The sequence below is a fragment of the Rhodococcus sp. NPDC127593 genome (genome assembly GCF_042671975.1).
Taxonomy (GTDB): Bacteria; Actinomycetota; Actinomycetes; order Mycobacteriales; family Mycobacteriaceae; genus Rhodococcus_F.
This window is the reverse complement of sequence record NZ_JBHXWI010000007.1, coordinates 104,967-128,291: the sequence shown is the minus strand read 5'-3', so window position 1 is coordinate 128,291 and position 23,325 is coordinate 104,967. Positions and strand designations below refer to the sequence as shown.

Annotated in this window: 24 protein-coding genes; 12 read left to right on the top strand and 12 right to left on the bottom strand. The window is 67.6% G+C overall.

Features of this window, described 5'->3' with window-relative positions; all coding sequences use genetic code 11:
* Window positions 1-52: 52 nt before the first annotated feature.
* The 3 genes from ACFVJ3_RS08455 to ACFVJ3_RS08445 all read right to left on the bottom strand — a co-directional run bounded on the left by ACFVJ3_RS08455 (window position 53) and on the right by ACFVJ3_RS08445 (window position 4,244).
* Window positions 53-244: a YbdD/YjiX family protein gene (locus ACFVJ3_RS08455; RefSeq protein WP_005239019.1), complete on the bottom strand. Its 192-nt coding sequence runs from the start codon at window positions 242-244 to the stop codon at window positions 53-55.
* Window positions 237-2,540, bottom strand: a complete 2,304-nt coding sequence (locus ACFVJ3_RS08450; RefSeq protein WP_378451637.1) for a carbon starvation CstA family protein — start codon at window positions 2,538-2,540, stop codon at window positions 237-239. The genes ACFVJ3_RS08455 and ACFVJ3_RS08450 overlap by 8 nt, the downstream gene beginning before the upstream one ends.
* A gap of 126 nt (window positions 2,541-2,666) precedes the next feature.
* Complete coding sequence (locus tag ACFVJ3_RS08445) at window positions 2,667-4,244, bottom strand: FMN-binding glutamate synthase family protein (protein WP_378451636.1); 1,578 nt, start codon at window positions 4,242-4,244, stop codon at window positions 2,667-2,669.
* Window positions 4,245-4,363: 119 nt separating this feature from the next.
* Here ACFVJ3_RS08445 and ACFVJ3_RS08440 point away from each other — a divergent pair, with 119 nt between their 5' ends.
* Together ACFVJ3_RS08440 and ychF are read left to right on the top strand one after the other, a co-directional pair.
* Complete coding sequence (locus ACFVJ3_RS08440; RefSeq protein ID WP_378451635.1) at window positions 4,364-4,777, top strand: CD225/dispanin family protein; 414 nt, start codon at window positions 4,364-4,366, stop codon at window positions 4,775-4,777.
* A 47-nt stretch (window positions 4,778-4,824) separates the two neighbouring features.
* A complete protein-coding gene (gene ychF, locus ACFVJ3_RS08435) occupies window positions 4,825-5,904 on the top strand; it encodes a redox-regulated ATPase YchF (protein WP_378451634.1) in 1,080 nt (359 codons plus the stop codon).
* A gap of 9 nt (window positions 5,905-5,913) precedes the next feature.
* On the opposite strand, the gene ACFVJ3_RS08430 is transcribed toward ychF, so the two are convergent.
* A complete protein-coding gene (locus ACFVJ3_RS08430) occupies window positions 5,914-6,381 on the bottom strand; it encodes an Ig-like domain-containing protein (RefSeq protein ID WP_378451633.1) in 468 nt (155 codons plus the stop codon).
* Window positions 6,382-6,535: 154 nt separating this feature from the next.
* Window positions 6,536-7,951: an MFS transporter gene (locus ACFVJ3_RS08425; RefSeq protein WP_378451632.1), complete on the bottom strand. Its 1,416-nt coding sequence runs from the start codon at window positions 7,949-7,951 to the stop codon at window positions 6,536-6,538.
* Between the two features lie 61 nt (window positions 7,952-8,012).
* Here ACFVJ3_RS08425 and ACFVJ3_RS08420 point away from each other — a divergent pair, with 61 nt between their 5' ends.
* Window positions 8,013-8,543: a winged helix-turn-helix transcriptional regulator gene (locus tag ACFVJ3_RS08420; RefSeq protein WP_378451631.1), complete on the top strand. Its 531-nt coding sequence runs from the start codon at window positions 8,013-8,015 to the stop codon at window positions 8,541-8,543.
* A gap of 12 nt (window positions 8,544-8,555) precedes the next feature.
* Here the strand turns inward: ACFVJ3_RS08420 and ACFVJ3_RS08415 are convergent, their stop codons facing one another.
* The 3 genes from ACFVJ3_RS08415 to ACFVJ3_RS08405 form a co-directional block, all read right to left on the bottom strand.
* Window positions 8,556-9,425, bottom strand: a complete 870-nt coding sequence (locus ACFVJ3_RS08415) for a PE-PPE domain-containing protein (RefSeq protein WP_378451630.1) — start codon at window positions 9,423-9,425, stop codon at window positions 8,556-8,558.
* Window positions 9,426-9,493: 68 nt separating this feature from the next.
* Window positions 9,494-9,898 carry a DUF1304 domain-containing protein gene (locus tag ACFVJ3_RS08410; protein WP_378451629.1) on the bottom strand — a complete coding sequence of 135 codons (405 nt, stop codon included), beginning with the start codon at window positions 9,896-9,898 and terminating at the stop codon, window positions 9,494-9,496.
* Window positions 9,895-10,362 carry a hypothetical protein gene (locus ACFVJ3_RS08405; RefSeq protein WP_378451628.1) on the bottom strand — a complete coding sequence of 156 codons (468 nt, stop codon included), beginning with the start codon at window positions 10,360-10,362 and terminating at the stop codon, window positions 9,895-9,897. The genes ACFVJ3_RS08410 and ACFVJ3_RS08405 overlap by 4 nt, the downstream gene beginning before the upstream one ends.
* A gap of 86 nt (window positions 10,363-10,448) precedes the next feature.
* Between ACFVJ3_RS08405 and ACFVJ3_RS08400 the strand changes: the two genes are divergently transcribed.
* A complete protein-coding gene (locus ACFVJ3_RS08400) occupies window positions 10,449-11,495 on the top strand; it encodes a LuxR C-terminal-related transcriptional regulator (RefSeq protein ID WP_378451627.1) in 1,047 nt (348 codons plus the stop codon).
* A gap of 7 nt (window positions 11,496-11,502) precedes the next feature.
* Here the strand turns inward: ACFVJ3_RS08400 and ACFVJ3_RS08395 are convergent, their stop codons facing one another.
* Window positions 11,503-11,901, bottom strand: coding sequence for a hypothetical protein (locus ACFVJ3_RS08395; RefSeq protein WP_378451626.1), 399 nt, complete (start codon window positions 11,899-11,901; stop codon window positions 11,503-11,505).
* A gap of 88 nt (window positions 11,902-11,989) precedes the next feature.
* Window positions 11,990-14,017: an elongation factor G gene (locus tag ACFVJ3_RS08390; RefSeq protein WP_378451732.1), complete on the bottom strand. Its 2,028-nt coding sequence runs from the start codon at window positions 14,015-14,017 to the stop codon at window positions 11,990-11,992.
* Between the two features lie 139 nt (window positions 14,018-14,156).
* On the opposite strand from ACFVJ3_RS08390, the gene ACFVJ3_RS08385 reads away from it, so the two are divergent.
* Window positions 14,157-14,627: an SRPBCC family protein gene (locus ACFVJ3_RS08385; protein ID WP_378451625.1), complete on the top strand. Its 471-nt coding sequence runs from the start codon at window positions 14,157-14,159 to the stop codon at window positions 14,625-14,627.
* 3 nt (window positions 14,628-14,630) lie between these two features.
* Here ACFVJ3_RS08385 and ACFVJ3_RS08380 read toward each other — a convergent pair whose 3' ends face one another.
* Window positions 14,631-16,277 carry an alkaline phosphatase D family protein gene (locus tag ACFVJ3_RS08380; protein WP_378451624.1) on the bottom strand — a complete coding sequence of 549 codons (1,647 nt, stop codon included), beginning with the start codon at window positions 16,275-16,277 and terminating at the stop codon, window positions 14,631-14,633.
* 130 nt (window positions 16,278-16,407) lie between these two features.
* Here ACFVJ3_RS08380 and ACFVJ3_RS08375 point away from each other — a divergent pair, with 130 nt between their 5' ends.
* The 6 genes from ACFVJ3_RS08375 (at window position 16,408) to ACFVJ3_RS08350 (ending at window position 20,968) form a co-directional block, all read left to right on the top strand.
* A complete protein-coding gene (locus ACFVJ3_RS08375) occupies window positions 16,408-16,680 on the top strand; it encodes a hypothetical protein (RefSeq protein ID WP_378451623.1) in 273 nt (90 codons plus the stop codon).
* A gap of 10 nt (window positions 16,681-16,690) precedes the next feature.
* Window positions 16,691-16,903, top strand: a complete 213-nt coding sequence (locus ACFVJ3_RS08370; RefSeq protein WP_378451622.1) for a DUF4287 domain-containing protein — start codon at window positions 16,691-16,693, stop codon at window positions 16,901-16,903.
* Between the two features lie 152 nt (window positions 16,904-17,055).
* Complete coding sequence (htpG, locus tag ACFVJ3_RS08365) at window positions 17,056-18,984, top strand: molecular chaperone HtpG (protein ID WP_378451621.1); 1,929 nt, start codon at window positions 17,056-17,058, stop codon at window positions 18,982-18,984.
* A 6-nt stretch (window positions 18,985-18,990) separates the two neighbouring features.
* Window positions 18,991-19,980 (top strand): SDR family NAD(P)-dependent oxidoreductase, encoded by a 990-nt coding sequence (locus tag ACFVJ3_RS08360; protein ID WP_378451620.1) that lies wholly within the window; start codon window positions 18,991-18,993, stop codon window positions 19,978-19,980.
* 42 nt (window positions 19,981-20,022) lie between these two features.
* Window positions 20,023-20,592, top strand: a complete 570-nt coding sequence (locus tag ACFVJ3_RS08355; protein ID WP_378451619.1) for a mismatch-specific DNA-glycosylase — start codon at window positions 20,023-20,025, stop codon at window positions 20,590-20,592.
* A 25-nt stretch (window positions 20,593-20,617) separates the two neighbouring features.
* A complete protein-coding gene (locus ACFVJ3_RS08350) occupies window positions 20,618-20,968 on the top strand; it encodes a hypothetical protein (RefSeq protein ID WP_378451618.1) in 351 nt (116 codons plus the stop codon).
* A 13-nt stretch (window positions 20,969-20,981) separates the two neighbouring features.
* Here the strand turns inward: ACFVJ3_RS08350 and ACFVJ3_RS08345 are convergent, their stop codons facing one another.
* Window positions 20,982-22,376 carry an acyl-CoA dehydrogenase family protein gene (locus ACFVJ3_RS08345; RefSeq protein WP_378451617.1) on the bottom strand — a complete coding sequence of 465 codons (1,395 nt, stop codon included), beginning with the start codon at window positions 22,374-22,376 and terminating at the stop codon, window positions 20,982-20,984.
* A gap of 131 nt (window positions 22,377-22,507) precedes the next feature.
* Here ACFVJ3_RS08345 and ACFVJ3_RS08340 point away from each other — a divergent pair, with 131 nt between their 5' ends.
* Window positions 22,508-23,317 carry a class I SAM-dependent methyltransferase gene (locus ACFVJ3_RS08340; RefSeq protein ID WP_378451616.1) on the top strand — a complete coding sequence of 270 codons (810 nt, stop codon included), beginning with the start codon at window positions 22,508-22,510 and terminating at the stop codon, window positions 23,315-23,317.
* The last annotated feature ends 8 nt before the right edge of the window (window positions 23,318-23,325 follow it).

Genomic DNA, 23,325 nt, shown 5'->3' with positions numbered 1-23,325 from the left:
CTCAGCAATCAGTACTGACAGTACTGGGGGACGCCGTCACGGGTCGGTGACGTCAGCAGCAGCGGGCACCCGGGTTCGCGTCGGCGTCCGCGTAGCGCGCCTTCCAGTACTCGCGCTCGGTCGGCACCTCGGCGTCCGGATGGTTCCGGCGAAGGTGTTCGACGTACCTGCTGTAGTCGTGGTCGCCCATCAGCGACCCCGTCCACCACCAAGCGGTCCGGACGGCCCCGACGACCCTATTCATCATGGTGATGTGCCCTGTCCGTGTGGGTGTGCGCAGCACCGGGTGCGCGCACGACGCCCGACGCGATGAGTTCGTTCCATTCCTTGTCGAGTTCCTTCTCGGCAGCGGTGGGGACGAACCCGGCGGGCGCGAAGATCTTCGACGGTTGCTCGGGCGACTCGGTGGTCGGCAGTCCACCCGCCCGGAACGCCTTGATGCAGACGAGCGCTCCGGCCACCACGACGACGAGGACGAGGCCGGCGAACACGATCGACAGGGTGCCCTGGATGAACGTGTTGCGGATGACGGCGTCGATGGCCTCGGGGGTCTTGGCGGAACCGAAGCTGGTCTTGCCGGCTTCCTTTGCCTCCTTGAACGCGGCGTGCTGGGACCAGTAGCCGACGGCGGTGTTGCCGGAGAAGATCTTCTGCCAGGACGCCGTCATGGTCACGATCAGGTCCCAGACGAGCGGAACGCCGGGAATCCATGCCCACTTGAAGAGGCCCCTCTTCATGACGATGGCGAGGACCACCGTCAGGGCTATCGCGGCGAGCAGCTGGTTCGCGATGCCGAAGAGCGGGAACAGGGTGTTGATTCCGCCGAGCGGGTCGGTGACGCCCATGAGGAGGATGGCGCCCCACAGCCCGACGACGGCCAGCGAGCACACCCAGGCTCCGACGCGCCACGACGGATCCTTGAACTTGCGGGCGGGTCCGCCGAAATTGCCGAGCGAGTCGGACAGCATGAACCGGGCGACACGGGTGCCGGCGTCGACGGTGGTGAGGATGAACAGCGCCTCGAACATGATCGCGAAGTGATACCAGAACGATTTGAGGGCGGCGCCGCCGAGGAACTGGCTGAGCACTTCCGACATGCCGAACGCGAGCGTCGGGGCACCGCCGGTGCGCGAGATGATCGACTCCTCGCCGACGTTCTCCGCGGCCTGCGAGAGGGTGTCGGGGCTGATGTTCGGGCTGGACAGTCCGAGGCCGTTCACGTACGCGGCGGCCGTCTCCGGGGTTCCGCCGGTGAGGGTGGCCGGCGCGTTGAGCGCGAAGTACAGGTGCTGGTCGATGATGCACGCGGTGACGAGCGCCATGATCGCGACGAACGACTCGGTGAGCATGCCCCCGTATCCGATCAGCCGCATCTGCTTTTCCTTCGCCAGCAGCTTGGGCGTGGTGCCGGAGGAGATGAGGGCGTGGAAGCCGGACAGCGCGCCGCACGCGATTGTGATGAACAGGAACGGGAACAGCGAGCCCGCGAAGGCGGGGCCGTTGCCCTGGATGGCGAACCTCGTGACGTCGGGCATCTTGATGGTGGGCTGCGCGACCAGGATGCCGATGGCCAGCAGGATGATCGTGCCGATCTTCATGAACGTCGACAGGTAGTCGCGCGGGGCCAGCAGCAGCCACACGGGCAGGACGGATGCGGCGAAACCGTAGGCGATCATCAGCCAGGCGAGGGTCACCTTGGAGAGCGTGAACCAGTCGGCGCCCCAGCCGGTGTCGGCAACCCAGCCGCCGGACACGATGGCGAGGAGCAGCAGCACGACGCCGATCAGCGACACTTCCGCGACCTTGCCCGGGCGAAGGTACCGAAGGTAGACGCCCATGAACAGGGCGATCGGGATGGTCATGGCGATGGAGAAGACACCCCACGGGCTTTCCGCGAGCGCGTTGACGACGACGAGGGCGAGTACCGCGATGAGGATGATCATGATGACGAAGACGCCGATCATGGCGGCGACACCGCCGACGAGACCGAGTTCGTCGCGGGCCATCTGACCGAGGCTGCGTCCGCGGCGTTTCGTCGAGATCCACAGAACGAGGAAGTCCTGGACGGCTCCGGCGAAGACGACGCCGATGATGATCCACAGCGTGCCGGGCAGGTAGCCCATCTGCGCGGCGAGGACGGGGCCGACGAGGGGGCCTGCGCCGGCGATGGCGGCGAAGTGGTGCCCGAACAGCACCCGCCGGTCCGTCGGCATGTAGTCCTTGCCGTTCTCCAGGATCTCGGCGGGGGTGGCCCGGTCGTCGCGGGGCTGGACGAGTTTGCGCTCGATCAGCCGCGCGTAGAAGCGGTAGGCGATGAGATACGTGCAGACGGCGGCCACCACGAACCAGACGGCGTTGATGTTCTCGCCGCGAACGAACGCGATCATCACCCAGGCGATGCCGCCGAGAAGGCCGAGGACGGCGAATGTGATCCGCGCCGCCGGTGAGATGGGGGTGCGGTCCACGACGCCGACCGCTGGTAGATCCGGATCCGTATTCAGGTACTCGATCTCGGATTCGGGGGCGGCTCTCAGGGCCATCGCGAACTCCTTCCCAGCGCCCCCGTCGTCATTGTGTGCCAGGGGTGACGCCGTCGACAGATGCCACATCTTTTGTGGCCCCCGTCACCCTATTGCTCCGACGTTCGGTTCGACGAAAAAACGACGTCAGAAGCGAGTCGAATCGGCGTCGATCCAGTCGGTGAGCCAATCCGAGGGCGGATCTTCGAGTAGTTCGCCGGGCATCAGCCACTCGTACAGTTCCGCGTAGGTGCGGGTGGTGACCCCGTCGATCCGGCGGTTGAGCATCGACGGTGTCAGCTGATCGAAGCTGTCGAGACCCATCGATGCCACCATCTGCTGGGCGCCCGCCACCGTCGACTTCTGGAACCGGAACACCCTGGCCGCCTTGTCGGGGACGTCGAGTGCGCGGGTCCGCGCCGGGTCCTGGGTCGTCACTCCGACGGGGCAGCGGTTGGTGTGGCACATCTGCGCCTGGATGCACCCGACGGCGAACATCATCGCGGGGGCGGCCAGGGTGAAGTCGGCGCCCTGGATGATTCGTTTGACGATGTCGGATGCGCTGGCAACCTTCCCTGACGCGCCGATCTTGATGCGGTTCCGCAGTCCGGCGCCGGTGAGCGCGTTGTGCACGAGCATCAGTCCCTCGGTGAGGGGCATGCCCATGTTGTCCTCGAATTCCACTGGACCTGCGCCGGTTCCGCCCTCGGAGCCGTCGACGATGACGAAGTCCGGGGTGACGTCGCGTTCGAGCATCGCCTTGCAGATGCCGAGGAACTCGGTGCGCGATCCGACGCACAATTTGAACCCGACGGGTTTGCCGCCGGAGAGCTTTCGCAGGGTGACGATGAAGTCGATCAGCTCGTTCGGGGTGGAGAAGGCGGTGTGTGCGGGCGGGGAGATCACCGTCTGTCCGACCGGCACGCCGCGCGTCCGGGCGATCTCCCGCGACACCTTCGCCCCGGGCAGCACACCGCCGAGTCCGGGTTTCGCGCCCTGCGACAGTTTGATCGAGATCGCCTTTACCTGGTCGAGTGACGCGTGTTCGGCGAACTTGGCGGGGTCGAAGTGGCCGTCGCCCGTCCGGCAGCCGAAGTAGCCGGACGCGATCTCCCAGATCAGGTCGCCGCCGTGCTTGCGGTGGTACGGGCTGATCGCGCCCTCGCCGGTGTCGTGCGCGAACCCGCCGCGCGCGGCCCCGGCGTTGAGGGCTTCGATGGCGTTGGCGGAGAGCGAGCCGAAGCTCATCGCCGACACGTTGAGAAGTGCGATGTCGTAGGGCCGTTCGCAGTCGGGGCCGCCGATGTGGACGGTCGGCGGCTCGGGCGGTGCCATCCGGGCGCGCAGCGAATGGGCCATGAACTCGTAACCGACGGCGTGCACGTCCCGCTCGGTGCCGAACGGCTCCTCGGCGAGCGTCCCCTTGGCGCGCTCGTAGACGAGGTCGCGGGTGTCGCGGTCGAAGGGCGTTCCATCCGTGGATGATTCGACGAAGTACTGCTGGATCTCGGGGCGGATCTTCTCGAGCAGGAACCGTGCGTGCCCCAGCACCGGATAGTTCCGCAGAATGCTGTGCCGCCGTTGCAGCAGATCCCACGTGCCCAAGGCCGCTGACGCGAGAAGGACGACCGAGGCGAACCACCACCCAGTCGCCACACCGAGGGTCAGGGCGAGGGCGCCCAGTCCGAGGATCCATATCGCGAGGACGATCAACCAGCGGGTCACTCGCTGAGACTAGAACCTCACGTGAGTGCCGACGCGTACTCCGGCGCACTTTTCCACTCACATGGGGAGAGGGATGGGATAGTGGACGCACGAGGTCAGCTGCCACGACAGGGGGAGTCATGTCGGAGTCACCGAGCAATCCGGAATCGTCGAGCAATCCGGTGCCGCCGAAGCCCGGCGACACGGGTGCCTACGGCTACCAGTACCCGACGCAGCAACAGCCGGCGCCGCAGTCGCAGCCGTACCCGGGCCAGTACGGCCCGCCGCCGCTGCCGCCCTCGAACGCCGGGTGGGCGGTTGCCGCCGTCCTCTTCTTCTGGCCGCTCGCCTTCGCCGCGTTCAACCACGTCCACGACGTCTACCCGAAGTGGGCGATGGGCGATTACCAGGGCGCCCAGTACGCGTCCGACCGCGCCAAGGCGCTCGGCAAGATCGCCCTCTGGATCTGGGTGGCGCTGATCGTCGTCTTCGTCATCGGGTACGCCATCTTGATCATCGCCCTCGTCGCGAACAGCGATACCTCCAGCTGGTGAGGCCGATGGTCGTTGATCGGACGCCGACGCCGTAGAATCCAACGACCGTGAGCCTTACCCTCGGAATCGTCGGACTGCCCAACGTCGGCAAGTCCACCTTGTTCAACGCGCTGACCAACAACGACGTGCTGGCCGCGAACTACCCGTTCGCGACCATCGAACCCAACGTCGGCCTGGTCGAACTGCCCGATCCGCGGCTGTCCGAGCTCGCCCGGATCTTCGGCTCCGAGCGCATCCTGCCCGCCACGGTGTCGTTCGTCGACATCGCCGGCATCGTCAAGGGCGCCTCCGAGGGCGCCGGCCTCGGCAACAAGTTCCTCGCCAACATCCGCGAGGCCGACGCCATCTGCCAGGTGGTTCGCGTCTTCAACGACGACGACGTCGTGCACGTCGACGGCCGCGTCGACCCGGCATCCGACATCGAGGTGATCGAGACCGAGCTCGTCATCGCCGACATGCAGACGCTGGAGAAGGCCCTGCCGCGTCTGGAGAAGGAAGCGAAGAAGAACAAGGAACTCAAGCCCATCCACGAGGAGGCGCTGAAGGCGCAGGAAGTCCTCGACGAGGGCAAGACCCTGTTCAGCGTGAAGGACAAGCTGGACTTCTCGCTGCTGCGCGAGCTGAGCCTGCTCACCACCAAGCCGTTCCTGTACGTGTTCAACGCCGACGAGGCCGTGCTCACCGACGAAGCGAAGGTTGCCGAACTGCGCGCCTCCGTCGCCCCCGCGGACGCCGTGTTCCTCGACGCCAAGGTCGAGCAGGAGCTGCTGGAGCTGGACGAGGAGGATCGGCAGGAGATGCTCGACTCGATCGGACAGTCCGAGCCGGGCCTGCACGCACTCGCCCGCACCGGCTTCCACACCCTCGGCCTGCAGACCTACCTCACCGCAGGTCCCAAGGAATCGCGCGCCTGGACCATCCACAAGGGCGACACCGCCCCGCAGGCCGCCGGTGTCATCCACACCGACTTCGAGCGCGGCTTCATCAAGGCCGAGATCGTCTCCTTCGACGACCTCGTCGCCGCCGGATCCATGGCCGCCGCCAAGGCCGCAGGCAAGGTCCGCATGGAGGGCAAGGACTACCTCATGGCCGATGGCGACGTGGTGGAGTTCCGCTTCAACGTGTAGACCGGGCTGTCAGCCCAGCGGGAGGCAGACCGAGCCGAGATTCAGCCCCATCGTCACGTTGACTGTCAGGTTTGCGGACGTCGAGGTGTCGAAGCCGGTGAATCCGCTGAACTTTGCGAAGACGATGTGCGCGCCGGTCGTCGTGAATGTGTGGTTGACCGTGGCGGTGCCGTTCGTCACGGGCGCCGCGGCGCCGAGCGTGGCTGCGCCCTCCTTGAACTCGACCGTGCCGCCCGCGGGGATGGGCGTGACATTCGCGGTCAAGGTGACCGGGCAGGTGGTCGCCGGTGTGCCCTGCGCGGACACGGTGGTCGTGGTTGCTGCTGCTGCGGCGGATGGAACCACGAGCACCATCGCTGCGGCCGCGACGCCCAGGGTGAACAGTGTGGCTCTCAGTCGCGGCACGAGCCTGCGTCGAACGTGGTGGCCCTTTTCTGTCGGTCCCGAACGAGGCTGTGGATTTGCGAACGCGATCATGACCGCACTCCTTCGATTCGCGCTTGATGAAACGCGAAGCGGACGACCACGGCTCGACCTTTGCGGCCGCCCGGGCCGCTGGATTTGACGTTACTCGGGGTGCGTGATCGGCATCAATCCTGACGACCGTTCGGTACCAGGGGGAGAAACCGTGTCAGCCTCGGCCTCCGACCGCCAGTTGCGCGGATCCCCGCACGAGAACCCCTACGACTCCTGCGCCGACGAGTGAGATCAGCCCTGTGGTGACGGCCGCGTAGTTCCAGCCCGCCACCATGCCGTCGACGGTGCCTGCCGGGTTGAGGGCGATGATGCTGACGACGGTGACGCCGATGGACGAGCCGAGGTAGCGGGCGGTGTTGTTGGCACCGCTGCCGAGTCCGCCCTGGTCGGCGGGCACGCTGGCGACGGCTTGGCGGCCGAGGCCGGCGTTGAGCAGTCCGCTGGCGACGCCGGCGAGCAGCAGTCCCGGGACGAGCCGCAGCAGCGACGAGTCGGGGGAGAGGCCCGTCATCGTGAGCATGGCGAGGCCGACGCCGGCGAGTCCGATGACGAGTTGCGGTGACCCGGCGAGCCTTGCCGGGAGTGTGCGGGCGAGCAGTGATGCCACGACACTCGTGCCCGACCACAAGGCGATTACGCCGGCCGCGGCCAGCGTGCTGACGTGCATCGTCTTGACCAGGAACGTGCACGCGAACGACATCAGGCCGATGATGCCCGCCCCGGTGGCGAGTGCCGCGAGGGTGGCGGCCAGGAAGTCGCGCCGGCGGAACAACGCGAGGTCGAGCATCGGGAACGGTCGCCGCCGCTCGACCGCGACGAAGGCGAGCACGAACACGACCGCGCCGACACCGCAGAGCACGGTGGCGGCGGTGTTCCCCTGCCTGCCCTCGACCAGTGCGACGAGCACCAGGACCATCGCGGCGCACAGGGTGACCGCTCCCGGAACGTCGATGCGCTTCGGGACGGCAGAGCGTGACTCGGCGAGCGCACGCGTCGCGACCTGTCCGATCATGAGCGACGCGACGGCGAGTGCCCAGTACAGGCCGCGCCACCACCCGGCGAGGTCGAGGAGCCCCGCGAGGACGGGACCGACGGCGATGCCCGCGCCGACGCTTGCGCCCCAGATCCCGCTCGCCGTCGCACGCGCCGCCGGGGTGGTGAAGGCATGTGCGACGGCGCCGAGGCTGGCCGCGATCAACGCCGCGCCCGCCACTCCCTGGATCAGTCGTCCGATGATGAACAGGACGGGTTCCTGGCTGACCGCGCCGACCACCGCGCCCAGCGCGAGAAGCCAGGCACCCCACTGGAACACCCGGCGTCTGCCGTAGTCGTCGGCGAGTGCGCCCGCGGTCAGCAGGACCGCGGCGAGGCCCACGCTCATCGAACTGAGAATCCACGTCTGCGCTGCCGGGCCTGCCGACAGCGCGGTCGCGACGGTGGGCATGTTGCCGAGCGGGGCGCAGAACGCGACCAGAGCGACGAACGTCCCGAGTGACGCGACGGACAGCGTGGTCGCCGGGCGGGGCGAGTGTTCGCGGATCGACTGGGCAATCGCAGTTGGTCTGTTCACAAGACTGAACCTAGATCCTTTTTGGTCTGGTGACAAGACTGAATTGCGCTAGCATGGGGGAGTGGCACTGGGAACCGGGTACTCACAGCAGAACTGCAACCTCGCTCGCGCCCTCGAAGTGGTGGGTGAGCGGTGGACGATGCTCGTGTTGCGCGACTGTTTCTACGGCGTCCGGCGCTTCAGTGATCTGCTCGCCCATCTCGACATCTCGCGCGCCGTCCTGACGGATCGGCTGACCGCTCTCGTCGAAGCCGGCGTGCTCGTCCGAGTCGCCGACGGCGGTCATCCCGAGTACGAACTCACCGAGGCCGGAAAGGCTTTGTGGCCGAGCATCTACGCGCTGTCCCAATGGGGCGAGCAGTACGTGTCGCCCGGCAGCTACCCCGGCCGCGTGTTCTCCCACGCGGAGTGCGGAACGCAACTCGATCGCTTCGGGAGGTGCCCAGACTGCGGCACGATCCCGGGCCCCGAGGACCTGGTGGTCGCACCCGGGCCGGGGGAGGCCGTCCATCCCCGCAACGACGCCGTCGCAGTGGCCCTGCGTGAGCCGCGCCGGATGCTCACTCCGCTGCGTCCGCGCAGCGACGCCTGATCGGCGCGACCCTTACGCCGCGACGCGCAGGGGCGGCTCGAACGTCGCCCGCACCTGCAGCCACTGGGCGAGGATCTGGCATCCGGTGAGCCCGCTCGCATCGAGTGGTTCGCTGGCGTACGCGACGTGCCGCCCGCCCCGCGCGTTGACGACGCGCACACCCCGCCAGGTGAGGCGCGGCGGAAGGTAGCCGAGCACCTCGATCGCCGCGGTCCGCAGCCGACGGACGTCGGTGCGCCACTGCCGAGGGCTGACACAGGTCTTGGTCGCGTTCTGGAAGCTGTTGTTGCGGATCAGTTCCCACGTCTGCGCAAGCCACGTCCGCAGCGCGCGAAACGACATCCACCGGGTGAGGTCCGCGATGTCGCGCACGTAGCTGTCTTCGCTGGCATTGCAGATCATGTCGTCCGGGTGCGCGATCCACTGGACCGGGACGGAGTCGGGGATCGGGGCGCCGTCACCCGCGACACCGCGCCCGCGGCAGCCCGGAACCACCCCTGCGGGTTGTTCGGGGTCGGAGACGAGTCCGACCGCGGAGAGGTTGCCGGCGCACAGGGCGCCGGTGGCGATCTGCCCGAGCACCTCACGGATCACGGTGCATCCCTGCGAGTATCCGATCAGCATGACCGGTCCCGGAGCGTCCTCCATGGCGTCGATCAAGCGGCGGACGCCGACCTCGGTGCTCTGCCGGTAACTGAGCCCGCCCGCGGCGACCGGCCCGTACGACGCCGGATAGCCGATCCACCGCGACGCGAACCGGTCGTCGAGGGCGTCGGTGACGTCACGCAACAGTCCGGAGACGTGGCGTCGGTGGTCATCGGGGTGGGACTCTCCGGTGCCACCGACGGCGAGAACGGTCACCTGGGACATGGCTCCCATCATGCCGACCGCGAGTAAGGATCCATTCGGTCGACTCTGAGAAGTTCCTGGCAATCGAGCGCTGTGGGTTGTCACCCGATCGCCAGCGCGATCAAGGCCACCAGCGGCGGCACGCTCTGTGACAGTGCTCCGACGACGCCGTCGCCTCGCTGTCGGCTGAGCGCCATGCGGTCCGAAACGGCCAGGGCGATGCCCGCCAGGAACATGAAGAGGCAGGTGTAGGCGACGAGGATGCGACCCGGAGTGTCGTGACCCGCCCACCACAGGATGACGCCGGCGATGGCTCCGGAGCCGAGGAACAGATTGTAGAAACCGACGTTGAATGCCCACAGGTGAGCGGCGGGCACGTCGCTGCTCGGAATACGGAAGATGCCTTCGTGCACCGAGGGCCTTCGAAACAGGAACGACTCCCACACGAACGCCAGCAGGTGCACGCCTGCGGCGATCAAGGTGGCGATCTGCGCGACGATGATCATGGCGCACCCGCCCCGGTCGCGAGTTCGACGCCGTAGCGATCGGTGACCCCGTGCAGCAGTCGGGCCACTTGCTCCGGCGAGTGCCTGCCACGGCCGACCGCGTCGAGATCACCGAAGAAGCTGCTGTTGGATGCGCCGGCGGAGACGAGGAGGAAGTCGGCGGACTCGGAGAGGACGGTGAACGTATTCATCGTTCCCGCCTCGACGACGATGGTTTCCCCCGCCGCGAGCTCGTACCCGGTGTCTCCGGCCTGGACGAGTATCCGGCCGCGCAGCACGTGGTAGGACTTCGACCACGGCTCGGCGTGCAGTGGGCCGTCCGGTGCGGTCCGGGATGCTTCGACGAGGAAGACTTCGTATGCCTCGCCGGTGTGATCGCCGCCGACCAGGACCGTGATGTCGGCGTCCGGCGCAGTGAGGCGCCTGCCGTCGCCTGCTCTGATTACGTGAATGTGGGTGGACATACTGCGACGGTAGGACCGGCGCACCCCGCTGCCCATCCCAGGAATCTGGGATGGTGGTGTGCCTGTGACCAGCGCATACTGTGTTCATGCTGGAGGTCCGGGCGGAAAGGCTGCGCCGGGAGGTGCTCGCGTTCGCGGGATCGGGTGCCGGTGTCACGCAGCTCCATGAGCGCGCCATCGAATTGGTCGGTGAGACGGTGCGCAGCGACCTGACGTGCTGGGCGATGCTCGACCCGGAGACACTCGCGATCAGTTCGATGACCAGCGGGCGCAGCCGGATACCGCAGCAGTACGAACCGCTGCTCGCCGAATCCGAGTACAACGGCGACGATCCGGGCACGTTCGCCGAACTCGCCCGCAGTGGCCGAACCATCGCGCGGGCCTCGGATCTACCCGCGGACGAAGTCGCGCACAGCCTCCGTCGCGGCGCGGTCTGGGCGCCGCTGGGGCTCGGCAGCGAGGTCCGAATCGTGTTCCGCGTCGACGGCGTGTGCTGGGGCGCAGCCGGATTCGTGCGGTCCGGATCGGATTTCACCGACCGTGAGCTCGAGTTCCTCACGCTCGTGGCTCCCGGCCTGGCGGTCGCGACACGGGCCGCCGCGTCCGTGCACGCCCCGGCGGTCTCCGGCCACGGCGACCAGGGTCCGGCGGTGGTGCTGACCGATGCCGCCGGCGATCCGATTGCGCTCACGGCCGCTGCCCACGGCTGGCAGGACCGCTTCGACGAGGTCGCCCCGGGCAGGCTGACCGTGGTGTTGCGGGCCGCGACTTTCGGGGCGCGATCCAGCGGATCGGGGATCTTCAAGGCGCGTGTGCGCGACGCGAAGGGCGGCTGGATTCTGGTGCGCGCAACGGCCTTGATCGGCGGCGACGAGCCGCAGACGGTGGTCACCCTCGAACCCGCAGTCGGCGGCGAGCTCACAGGACTGCTGCTCGCGGCCTACGCGGTGACCGCACGCGAGCGTGATGTGTGCGCGGACGTAATGGCCGGTTACGCGACGTCCGAGATCGCGGACCGCCGCGGCATCACGGTGAACACCGTCCAGGACCACCTGAAATCGGTGTACGCGAAGGCCGGGGTGCGCAGCCGCGCGGAACTCGCCGCGCGGCTGCGGACCGGTCGCGAGCACTAGCGGCGGCTCACGAACCGGTTGTGCCGGAACAGGCCTCCTGCGCGGCCGCCCACGTCGAACTGTCCACCCCGGGAGGAGCGCTCGACACGTCCGGAGTTCCACCCTGAGGCGGGGCCGAACCGTCGCCACCCTCCGGCGGTGCCATCTCGCCGCTGGGCGGCGCCATTCCACCCTGTGCCCCGCCACCGGTCTGGTCGGGCGGTGCGGGTACGCCGTTCTCCTCGAGGCAGGCCTGGAGTTCGTCGCTCATCGCCGCAGGCGGGGCGCCGCCCTCCACGGCGGTGCTGCTGGTGTCGGTCGACGAAGTGCCGGACGACGACTCGCCCGAACTACACGCGACGACGGAGCAGGCGAGACCGACAGCCAACGCCGCTCCACCGATGCCGCGAACCAATTGTGAACGCATGATCGATGCCGTTCCCTTCTGTGTGAGTGAGACACCACTACACCGCGGGAGGCTGGGAGAACGCTGCGTGCACGCTGGAAGGACACTGTCAGCGCGGTTCGGGCCGCTCCTGATAACACTTGAAACTCAGTGCGAGACGGCCACGTCCGTGTGTCATCGAGCGCAGGGCGACCGGATAGTCGGTGACCTCGCTCGTCGGCACCGACGCGATCACGGTGACCTCGCCGTCCCCTGCCGGTTCGGTGCCCTCGATCTGGCCGCGCCGTCGTCCGAGGTCAGCCATCACGTCACCCTGAAGCGTCGACGGCACCGTGACCTCGACGTGGTCGACGGGTTCGAGGACAAGGGTGCCCACCTTGTCGATGGCCGCACGGAGGGCGAGCGCCCCCGCCATCCGGAAGCTGAAATCGTCGGAGTCGACCGAGTGATGCTTGCCGTCGAGAACCGTGGCCCGCAGGTCGACGAGCGGAAACCCGTGCCGGCCTCCGCGTCCCATCGATTCGGCGATCCCCTTACCGACCGCGGGGATGAGGGACTTGGGTATCACTCCACCACGGGTCTCGTCGACGAATTCGTAGCCCTCGTCGCGGGGGAGCGGCTCGAAACGGACGGTCGCCACCCCGAACTGGCCGTGGCCACCACTCTGCTTCTTGTGACGACCCTCCGTCTCCACCGGTCCGAGCAGCGTCTCGCGGTAGGCGATCTTGACCGGTTCGGTCTGGAGCGTGATGCCGTAACGCCGCTTCAACCGGGTCAGCGCCACCTGCACGTGCACGTCGCCGGCGCCCCGGACTACCGTCTGGTGGGTTTCGCTGTCGCGGGAAACCTCCAGCGTCGGGTCGTCGCTGACGAGCTCCGCCAGGGCGGTCGCCAGTTTGTCCTCGTCGCCCGCGCTCTCGGCGGCCACGGCGATTCCGTAGACGGGGCGGCGGTGCACGATCGGGGGAACGGTGAGGGACGACCCGATCGGCGCGAGGGTGTCGCCCGTCGAGACGTCGGTGAGCTTGATGGCGCCGACGATGTCGCCCGCCTCCGCGGTGTCGATCGCGGTGTGTTTGCTGCCGAGGACGCGAAGGAGGTTGTGCAGGCGCTCCTTCGCCCCGGTGCGCTGGTTTACGAGGATGTCGTCGGCGTGCACGGTTCCGGAGAGGATCTTCAACAACGCCACCTGCCCGACGTATTCGTCGGTCTGCGTCTTGAAGACGTACGCGAGCGGGTCTCCGGACGGATCGCACCGCACCTCCGCGACCGCGTCACCGTGAACCTCGATGCCCGGGACCTCCGACGGTGCGGGCGCAATCCGGCACACGAAGTCGAGCAACCGGTCGACGGCGATCGCATCGACGGCCGACCCGCACAGCACCGGCCACAGTGAGCCCGCGGCGAAACCCGCGCGGAGCGCGTGCTCGAGTTCGGCCACGGAGATGTCCTCCCCGTCGAGATACTTCGAGAGCAGGTCGTCCTCGATCTCGACCACGTCCTCCACGAGATGCTCGTGCTGTTCGTGCTCGCGGTCGGCGATGTCGGCGGGCAGTTCGTCGCTCGTGTTCGCGGACCCGCTGTCGTAGAGGATGACGTGCTCGGTGAGGAGATCAGCGACCCCGGTGAACGCCGACGCTTCGCCGACGGGCAGGTCGACCGGCTCGACCCCGGACCCGAAATGGTCGCGGATCCCGGCCAGGACGACGTCGAACGACGCCCGCTCCTTGTCCATCTTGTTCACGAACAGGATGCGCGGGATGGATCGCTCCCCGGCCGCCTGCCACAGCAACTCGTCGTTCACCTGCAGACCGCTGACGCCGTCGATCACGAACACGGCGACGTCCGCGACCCGGAGAGCGGTCATCGCGTCGCCCACGAAATCGGCGTAACCCGGCGGGTCGAGCAGGTTGATCCGGTAATCGCCCCACGAGAACGAGGCCAGGCCGAGCGCCAGCGACTGCGTGCGGTCGTGCTCTTCCGGCTGGGTGTCGAGCACGGTGTTGCCGCTCTCGACACGACCGGGCCGCGTGACGACACCGGCGCGGTACAGCATCGCCTCCGCGAGTGTCGTCTTCCCGTTACCCTGATGTCCCACCAGAGCGATATTGCGGATCAGATCCGTCTCGGTCGTCACTGCTACCCCCACCACAGCACTGTCGTATGGGTCGCTCCCGACGATACCGCGCGCGCGACCGCCGGCGAGGCGTTATCTTCCACCTGGACAGGTGGGCGCGACCTCGTTCCACCACACCCGATACCGAATGGAGACCGGCATGGCTTCGGACGAGTTCCTCGTCGAACGTTCCACCGTCATCGATGCGAGCCCCGATGTCGTTCAGCCGCTTCTCGACAACTTCCGCCAGTGGCAGTCGTGGTCGCCGTGGGAGGACGTCGATCCCGACCTGAAGCGCACGTACTCCGGCCCGGAGTCGGGTGTCGGCGCCGCCTACGCCTGGGAGGGTAATCGCAAGGCGGGGGCGGGGTCGATGGTGATCACCGAGTCGGTGCCCGGCTCGAAGGTCGTGCTCGACCTGAAATTCCTCAAACCGTTCAAGGCGGACAACGTCACGACGTTCCTCCTCGATCCGAACAGCGCCGGGACCACTGTCCGCTGGCAGATGACCGGCAAGACCAACCGCTTCTTCAAGATCGTGGGAGTCCTCTTCCCGATGGACAAAATGGTGGGCAAGGACTTCGAGAAGGGCCTCGCACAGCTGAAGGCGACGGCCGAGCAGCGTCAGTAGTCCTTATCCCGTCGTCAACTCGAGGTCGGTCATGGTCTTGAAACGGGGGGTGCCGCCGCTGTCGTTGCGTGCCTGTTCCATCACGAGGCGGGCGGTCCGTCCGTTCAGGTGGAGCGTCGCGACCTGGTCGCCGAAGAACGGTCCGGCAACCTTCGACCAGTCGATGGGAACGGGTGGCACCCGCGACACCCGGCCGAGGATGAAACGCACGGTCCGCTCGGTGGCGCGCCGCCACGAGATCCGGAACGCCACCTTCATGGCGGCCGGAACGTAGTTGTGCAAGGGAGAGCACGTCAGCTGATACACCAGAGACTGCAACTGCTCGGTGTAGTGCGCCTGCGCGACGTAGGCGTGGTGGACGTCCCCGGACAGCACCGAGATGGTGGACGGCGCTCGGCCACCCGGCCCGGCCCGGCGGCCAGCGCCGACCTCGGCGAAGAGGCGGGCGAGCCGGTCGAACGAGTCGCGAAACGCCGCCCAGTGCTCCAGGTCCGCCCCCCGCCGGATCTTCTCCGCCAAGGCTGCCACCCGCGGGCCGCGGGATCCGGCTGCGAGGCGTTCGTCCCAGGACTCGAGGTCGTGGAGGGCGCGGGGCAGCAACCACGGCAGGGACGTCCCGACGAGCAGGTGGTCGTAGTCGCCCTCGGTCTGACGTTCGATCCAGGAGAATTCGGGGTCGGACACCATCTCGCGGCGACCGCCGGAGAGGACACGACCGCACCGCGAGTCGATGACGAGCAGCCGCGCGACCCCGAGGTCCCGGCGATACGACCACTGCGTGCCCTTGGCCCCGTCCGCTTCCTCGTCGGCGGCAGACGCGAATTCACGGAGCATCGGCTCGACGTCACCGCCGTGCTTCCGAACCCGTTGATACAGTTCGTTTTCGGCGAGGTGGCTCGGCGCCAGGTTCCCGAGGTGCTGGTACACCCAGTACGACGCCAACGCGCCGACGATGCGCTCCTCCCACCACGACGTGGCCTCGAGTTCGTCGCGCCAGGATTCCGAGGTGTTCCAGTCGTCCCGGACGTCGTGGTCGTCGAAGATCATCGACGTCGGCACCGTGGACATCAGCCAGCGCACCTGGGGGTCCGACCACGACTCGGCGTAGAGCCAGGTGTACTCCTCGAAATTGCGCACCTGCGGCCCCGGCGGCTCGTTGATGTCGTGGATCTCGGCGACCCGGGCCTCGGTGTCGGGGGAGAGTTCGTCGGCGTACACCTGATCCCCGAGCAGCAGCAGGGCGTCGGGCCACCGATCCGGGGACTGTTCGGCCATCCGCACCGCGTACGCGTCCAGGGCGTCGGCGCCGAGGTGCCGGTTGTCCTCCGTCGTGGACATCGTCGCGAATCGGCACGACCCGAATGTCAGGACGAGCGTGTCGTCGTCCTCCCGGAGGGTGCGGATCATCGACGGGACTGTATTCGGCAACGGCCACACCGGGCGGCCGTCGAGGGTCACCTCGTACGGAGTGGTCGACCCGGGCTCCAGACCCTCCACGACGACGAGTGCGTAGTGGTGGCCCGACACGTTCCACGTGCGTTCCTCGTGGCCGAGGACCCTGACGGTGCACGCCTCCGACGTCTTGACCCACACCGTCGCATCGCACGTGCCGACATGTCTCAGCAGCGGTCCGAGAATCAGCTCCGCCACGACGTCACCCTGCCGGATTCTTCGCGCGTGACAGATACATGCGATCAGCCTACGGACCCCTGCGCGCCCGCGAGGACGCTTCTGCACGAGGAAGAACAATCAAGTCTACGAACTCGGTATCGTGATCGGCATGGTCCTGATCCTGCGACTCACGGACGAGCAGGAGCGTGCGCTCACGCTCCTCGCCGAGGCGCAGGGTGTCGGCAAGCGCGAGGCCGCAGTGCGCGCGATCAGCGAAGCCGCGGCACCGCATATCCATGATGCGCGCGTGCGAGCGCTCGCACGGCACGGCCGCGACCGGTTTGCTGGACCGCCTTGCGAGGTGACGGTGTGCTTGGCTCGCCTGAGCGCCGTCACCCCCGAAGATGCTTGTCGGACAGTATGTGTCGGCGGGTGCCGGTAACCTGTCGCGCATGGCTGAACCAGTGAAGGGTCCCGCGTCCTATTTCCCGTCGATCGAGAAGAAGCACGGTCGGCCGATCAGTGAATGGCAGACGCTCATCCGGTCGTCCGAGCTGACCAAGCACATGGAGTTGGTGAGCTGGCTGAAGTCCGAGCACGGCCTCGGCCACGGTCATGCCAACGCGCTGGTCGCGCACACCCTGAAGGAAGACGCCGCCGGCTGACGGTGTCGGTCCAGGTCGGCGCCGGAGGTGCCTCGCCGGCCTGGCGAGGCGGGATCCGGACCTCGCGCCGCGATGAATCGGGTATTCGGCCGCGGGCTATCATTCCGACGACGAATCTGGTGTCGAGGGTTCTGCTGTCGAAGGGAATCGAAGTGAGCACGAAAATCGAACAACTGGAGTTCCAGGCGGAGACCCGCCAGCTCCTGGACCTGATGATCCACTCGGTGTACTCCAACAAGGACTCGTTCCTGCGGGAGCTCATCTCCAACGCGTCGGATGCGCTGGACAAGTTGCGGCTCGAAGCCTTCCGCAACAAGGAGCTCCACGTAGACACGTCGGATCTGCACATCGAGATCGAGGTGGACGCGGAGCAGCGCACGCTCTCCGTCCGCGACAACGGCATCGGCATGTCGCACGAGGAAGTCGTCGACCTCATCGGCACGCTGGCCAAGTCCGGCACCGCAGACCTGCGCCGCAAGTTGAAGGAAGCGAAGGACGCCGCCGCCTCCGAGGAACTGATCGGACAGTTCGGTATCGGCTTCTACTCGACGTTCATGGTCGCCGACAAGGTCACCCTGCTGACGCGGAAGGCCGGCGAGAGCGAGGCGACGCGCTGGGAGTCGAGCGGCGAGGCCACCTACACGATCGAAGCGGTCGACGACGCCCCGCAGGGCAGCTCCGTCACCCTGCACCTCAAGCCCGAGGACGCCGAGGATCACCTGCACGACTACACGTCGGAACGGAAGATCAGGGAACTCGTCAAGCACTACTCCGACTTCATCGCGTGGCCGATCCGGATGAACGTCGAGCGCACGGTTCCCGCGGAGGGCGACGGCGAGGACGAGGTCACCACGACGTCCGAGACGATCAACTCGATGAAGGCGCTGTGGGCGCGCTCGAAGGACGACGTCTCCGAGGACGAGTACAAAGAGTTCTACAAGCACATCGCCCACGCCTGGGACGATCCGCTCGAGGTCATCCCGATGAAAGCTGAGGGCACGTTCGAGTTCCAGGCACTGCTGTTCATCCCGTCCCACGCCCCGTTCGACCTGTTCATGCGGGACGGGAAGACGGGTGTGCAGCTGTACGTCAAACGCGTCTTCATCATGGACGACTGCGACCAGCTGATGCCGGAGTACCTCCGCTTCGTCAAGGGTGTGGTCGACGCTCAGGACCTGTCCCTCAACGTGTCTCGTGAGATCCTGCAGCAGGACCGGCAGATTCGAGCCATCCGGCGCAGGCTCACCAAGAAGGTCCTCACCACGATCAAGGACCTGAAGGCCGAGCGGCCTGACGACTACCGCACGTTCTGGGCTGAGTTCGGCCGCGCGGTCAAGGAAGGCCTGATGTCGGACACCGACAATCGGGATGTGCTGCTCGGTATCTCGTCGTTCGCGTCGACCCACAGCGAGGAGGAGCCGACCTCGCTGGAAGACTACGTGGCACGGATGAGGGATGGTCAGGAGCAGATCTTCTACGCGACCGGCGAATCCCGGCAGCTGCTCGAGAGCTCACCGCACATGGAGGCCTTCCGCGCGAAGGGCTTCGAGGTGCTGCTGCTCACCGATCCCGTCGACGAGATGTGGGTCGGTGCCGTGCCGGAATTCGACGGCAAGTCGTTCCAGTCGATCGCCAAGGGTGAGGTCGATCTCGACACCGAGGAAGACAAGAAGGCGCACGAATCGGAGCGGGAGGAGCAGGAGAAGGACTTCGCAGGCCTGCTCTCCTGGATGGCCGACGCGCTGAGCGATCAGGTCAAGGAGGTGCGGCTGTCGACGCGGCTGACCACGTCACCGGCGTGCATCGTCGGCGACGCGTTCAGTATGTCGCCGGCACTCGAGCGGATGTACCGGGCGTCCGGGCAGCCCGTCCCCGTCACCAAGCGCATCCTCGAGCTGAACCCTGCCCACCCGCTCGTCACCGGGCTGCGGGAGGCGCACGGCGAACGCAACGAGGATCCGGCGCTGGGGGAGACCGCGGAGCTGCTCTACGGGATGGCGTTGCTGGCCGAGGGTGGCGAACTCGAGGATCCCGCCCGGTTCACCACCATGCTCGCCAACCGCCTCGCCAGGACGGTGTAGTTCAACTTGCTGGTATTGGTCACGGGGGGAACAGGTTTCGTCGGGGCGTGGAGCGCGAAGGCGGCGGTGGACGCCGGTCATCGGGTGCGCTTCCTCGTGCGGGATCCTGCTCGCCTCGTGACCAGTGCCGCGGCGCTCGGACTCGACACGTCCGATCACGTCGTCGGTGACATCACGGACGCCGAGTCCGTGCGCCGCGCGCTGGATGGCTGCGACGCCGTCATCCACGCCGCGGCCGTGGTCGCGGTCGACCCGCGGCGCGCGGAGGAGATGCTGCAGACCAACCTGGCCGGCGCGCAGAACGTGCTGGGAACCGCGGTCGAGCTCGCCCTCGACCCGATCGTCTACGTCTCGAGTATCGCCGCGCTGTTCCAGCCGGGGGCCCGGCTGCTCACTCCCGAACTGCCGGTGTGCGGGCCTCCCGACGCCTACGGCCGGAGCAAGGCCCGGGTGGAGCAGTACGCCCGCGACCTTCAGGCCGACGGCGCACCGATCGCGATCACCTATCCGGGCATGATCGTCGGTCCGCCCGCGGGGAACCAGTTCGGCGAAGCCGCCCAGGCCGTCGAGGCCGCCGTCCACCTGCGGGGTCTGCCCGGGCGGAGCGCCGCGTGGACGATGGTCGACGTCCGGGAGGTGGCGAGCGCGCACGCCGCCCTCCTCGAGCCGGGACGCGGAGCCCGCCGATACATGCTCGGTGGTCCGCGGATTCCGATTGCGGGGATCGCCGAGATGCTGGGCGTGATCACCGGCAAATGGATGGGGGTGTTCCCGGTTCCGGACGCCGCGTTGCGCCTGGTGGGCAGGCTGGTCGACGCCGTCGACCGGTTCGTCCCCATCGCCACCCCGATCTCGGAGGCCGCGATGGAGTACTACACGCGGATGCCGGACACGGACGACCGGCCGAGCGAGGGCGAACTGGGTGTGAAGTACCGCGATTCGGCGGAGACCTTGGCCGACACCGTCGCCGGGCTGACGGAGGCGGGCCGACTGTGAGTACGGAGACGGGCCGACTGTGAGTACGGAGGCGGGCCGACTGTGAGCTTTACTCGTGCGGAGTTGGAGTCGTTCCGCGACGCGGAGGTTGCGGACCTCCTCGGACCGGGCTGCCGACTGTTGTTCGTCGGTATCAACCCGGGACTGTGGACGGCCGCGACCGGGGCGCATTTCGCGCGCCCGGGCAACCGTTTCTACCCGGCCCTGCTGGCCGCCGGGATCATCGAGCGTCCGATCGATCCGACGGCAGGGATGTCGGACGCGGATCGCGATCACCTGATCGAGCGGGGCGTCGGCATCACTAATCTGGCCCCGCGCGCCACGGCAAAGGCGGACGAGTTGACCGGTGAGGAACTGGCCATCGGCGCCGAGCGCCTGCGCGCCGTGGTCCGCGACACGGCTCCCCGGGTGGTCGCCGTCGCCGGAATCACCGCCTATCGCACGGCTTTCGGGGAGCGTGCCGCGAAGAAGGGCAAGCAGCCGCGCGACCTCGAGGGCGCGGAGTTGTGGCTGGTGCCCAATCCCAGCGGGCTCAACGCCCACGAAACCGTCGCCACCCTGGCCGCGTCGTACCGGGAGGCGGCCATCGAGGCGGGAATCGTATCCGGCTGACCGGGCAGGTCGCTAGGCTGCGGAGATGACCGTCGTCTACAACCTCCTGTTCGTCTGCCACCTGCTCGGCATGGCTGCCCTCGTCGGCGGCTATTTCGCGGTGCTTGGAGCGCCGCGGATCTCCGAGGTGATGGTGTGGGGTGCGCGGCTCCAGTTCGTCACGGGACTGATCCTGGTCGGGCTCGGCGAGGCCGCACTGGACAAGGACTACAACCACGTCAAGATCGGCGTCAAGCTTCTGCTCTCACTGGTGGTGGTCGCGCTCGCCGAGATCGTGCGGGGCAAGCAGAAGAAGGGGCAGGAGAATCCGAACCTGGTCCACGTGGTCGGCGGGCTCGGCATCGTCACCGTGCTGGTGGCCGCCCTCTGGACATGACCACCCTCGGGTTTCACTTCTTCGGTGGGGCAAGGAGTTTCATCGCAAGTCGCTGCGCGGACTCGGGCATCCGGTCCTTCATCGACATCGCGAACTCGCCGGCCTTCGTGCGCACGGACGTGCCCCTGCCGAACCGCCTGTTGAAGGCGGATCCCTCGGTCGGCTGATCGAAGTGGAGGGGCGGGGCGCCGTCCGCGGCGCCGAGGGCACGCCCGATCACCATCCGCTGAATCTCGCTTGTGCCCTCGAAGATGGTGTAGAGCTTGGCGTCCCGGTACCACTTCTCGACGGGATGGTCGCTGATGTACCCCCACCCGCCCATCGTCTGCAGTGCGCGCTCCGTAGTCTTCACCGCGACCTCCGACGCCGCGAGTTTCGCCATCGAGCCCTCGCCGTGGCGGAACTCCACGCCCGCCGCAGCCATCCACGACGCCCGCCACGTGAGCAGCCGCGCCGCGTCGATCTGGGTCGCGAGGTCGGCCAGCGGAAACGCGATTCCCTGGTTGTCGATGATCGGACCGCCGAATGCCTCCCGACGGTTCGCGTACTCGGTGGCGTATTCGAGCGCGGCGCGGGCGATGCCCAGCGCCTGGGCGGCGACCATGGGACGTGTCTGCTCGAACGTGCCGAGGGTGGCCGATTTCCGCCGCGGCGCGCCGGTAGCCGCCTCCTCCTGCACCTCACGGGCCTTCCGCATACGGTTCTGCAGCTTGTCGTCGCCGCCGAGCAGATGGTCGGCGGGCACCCGGACCTGATGGAACTTCAGCTCCGCCGTGTGCGACGCGCGGCAGCCCAGCTTGTCGAGCTTGCGGACGAGTTCGATACCCGGACTTCCGCCGGGGACCACGAAGAGCGCCTGCCCGCGATGGCCCAGATCAGGATCGACGGTGGCGTTCACGACGTGCACGTCGGCGATGCCCCCGTTGCCGATCCACATCTTGTGCCCCTCGATGACCCACTCGTCGCCGTCGCGCGTCGCGGTGGTCCGCAAGTTGCGGACATCGCTGCCGCCCTCGGGTTCCGAGATGCACAGTGCGGCGAGTTTCAGGTTGCCTGGCTCGCCGAAGCATTCGGGCGCCCACCGCAGCATCTGCTCCGGCGTCGCGGCCTGCCCGATCGACGACAGCGCCAGCGCGGGCATCACGACGGCCAGCCCGATTCCGGCGCAACCCCAGAACAGCTCCTCCATGAACAGGGGGAGGGACAGACCGGTCGGGTCGCCGATGAGGTCGCGGTAGAACAGCGGACTGTAGAAGCCCTCCTCCGCGGCCTTCTCGAGAACGTCCCACGGAAACTCCTGCGCGCGGTCGTGCTCGGCCGCCACCGGCCGGATCACGTTCTCCGCGAAGGCGTGTGTTCGTTCGACGAGATCCCGCTGAGCCGGGGTGAGAGCGAGGCTGAAGGTCATGGCAGTCCCTCGGTTGCGGCGTTGCTGTGCACCAACGTAACACTCACGGGCTGATGGGACTCGCGATCCCGGTATCCTGATAGGTGAGATGATTGTCCCATTATCTGGTAGAGGTTGCTAGCGTCGGAGGTATGAACGGCGAGGAGACGGTCTACACCCACGGTCATGACGAATCGGTGCTGCGCAATCACCGATGGCGTACGGCGGAGAACTCCGCCGCGTATCTGCTCCCACACCTGCGCGAAGGCATGACACTGCTCGATGTCGGATGCGGGCCGGGCACCATCACCGCCGACCTCGCAGGACTCGTCGCACCCGGAGTCGTCACTGCCGTCGAGATGAACGACGAGGCGCTCTCCCTCGCCAGGAGCGAGTTCGCGAAGCGCGGAGTCCCGAACGCCCTGACCGTGGTGTCCGACGTCCACGCCCTGGACTTTCCCGACGACAGCTTCGACGTCGTGCACGCGCATCAGGTCCTGCAACACGTCGGTGATCCGGTGCAGGCACTGCGCGAGATGAAGCGGGTGTGCAAGCCAGGCGGGATCGTCGCCGCCCGCGACGCGGACTACGGCACCTTCACGTGGTTTCCGGCGACACCGGAACTCGACGACTGGCTGGCGCTCTACAAGGACATCGCGCGGGCGAACGGTGGCGAACCGGACGCGGGCCGTCGCCTGCGGGCGTGGGCGCACGAGGCGGGCCTCGGCGACGTCGCGAACACCGCGAGCACCTGGTGTTTCTCCTCCGACGAGGATCGCGAGTGGTGGGGCGGGTCCTGGGCCGATCGCTCGCTGCAGTCGAACTACGCGGACCGGGCGCTCGCGCTGGGGCTCGCCACCGAGGCGGACCTGGAACGCATCGCGGCGGGCTGGCGTTCGTGGGTGGGGCAGGACGACGGCTGGTTCGCGCTCCTGCACAGCGAGATCCTCTGCAGGGTGTAGCAGCGCGG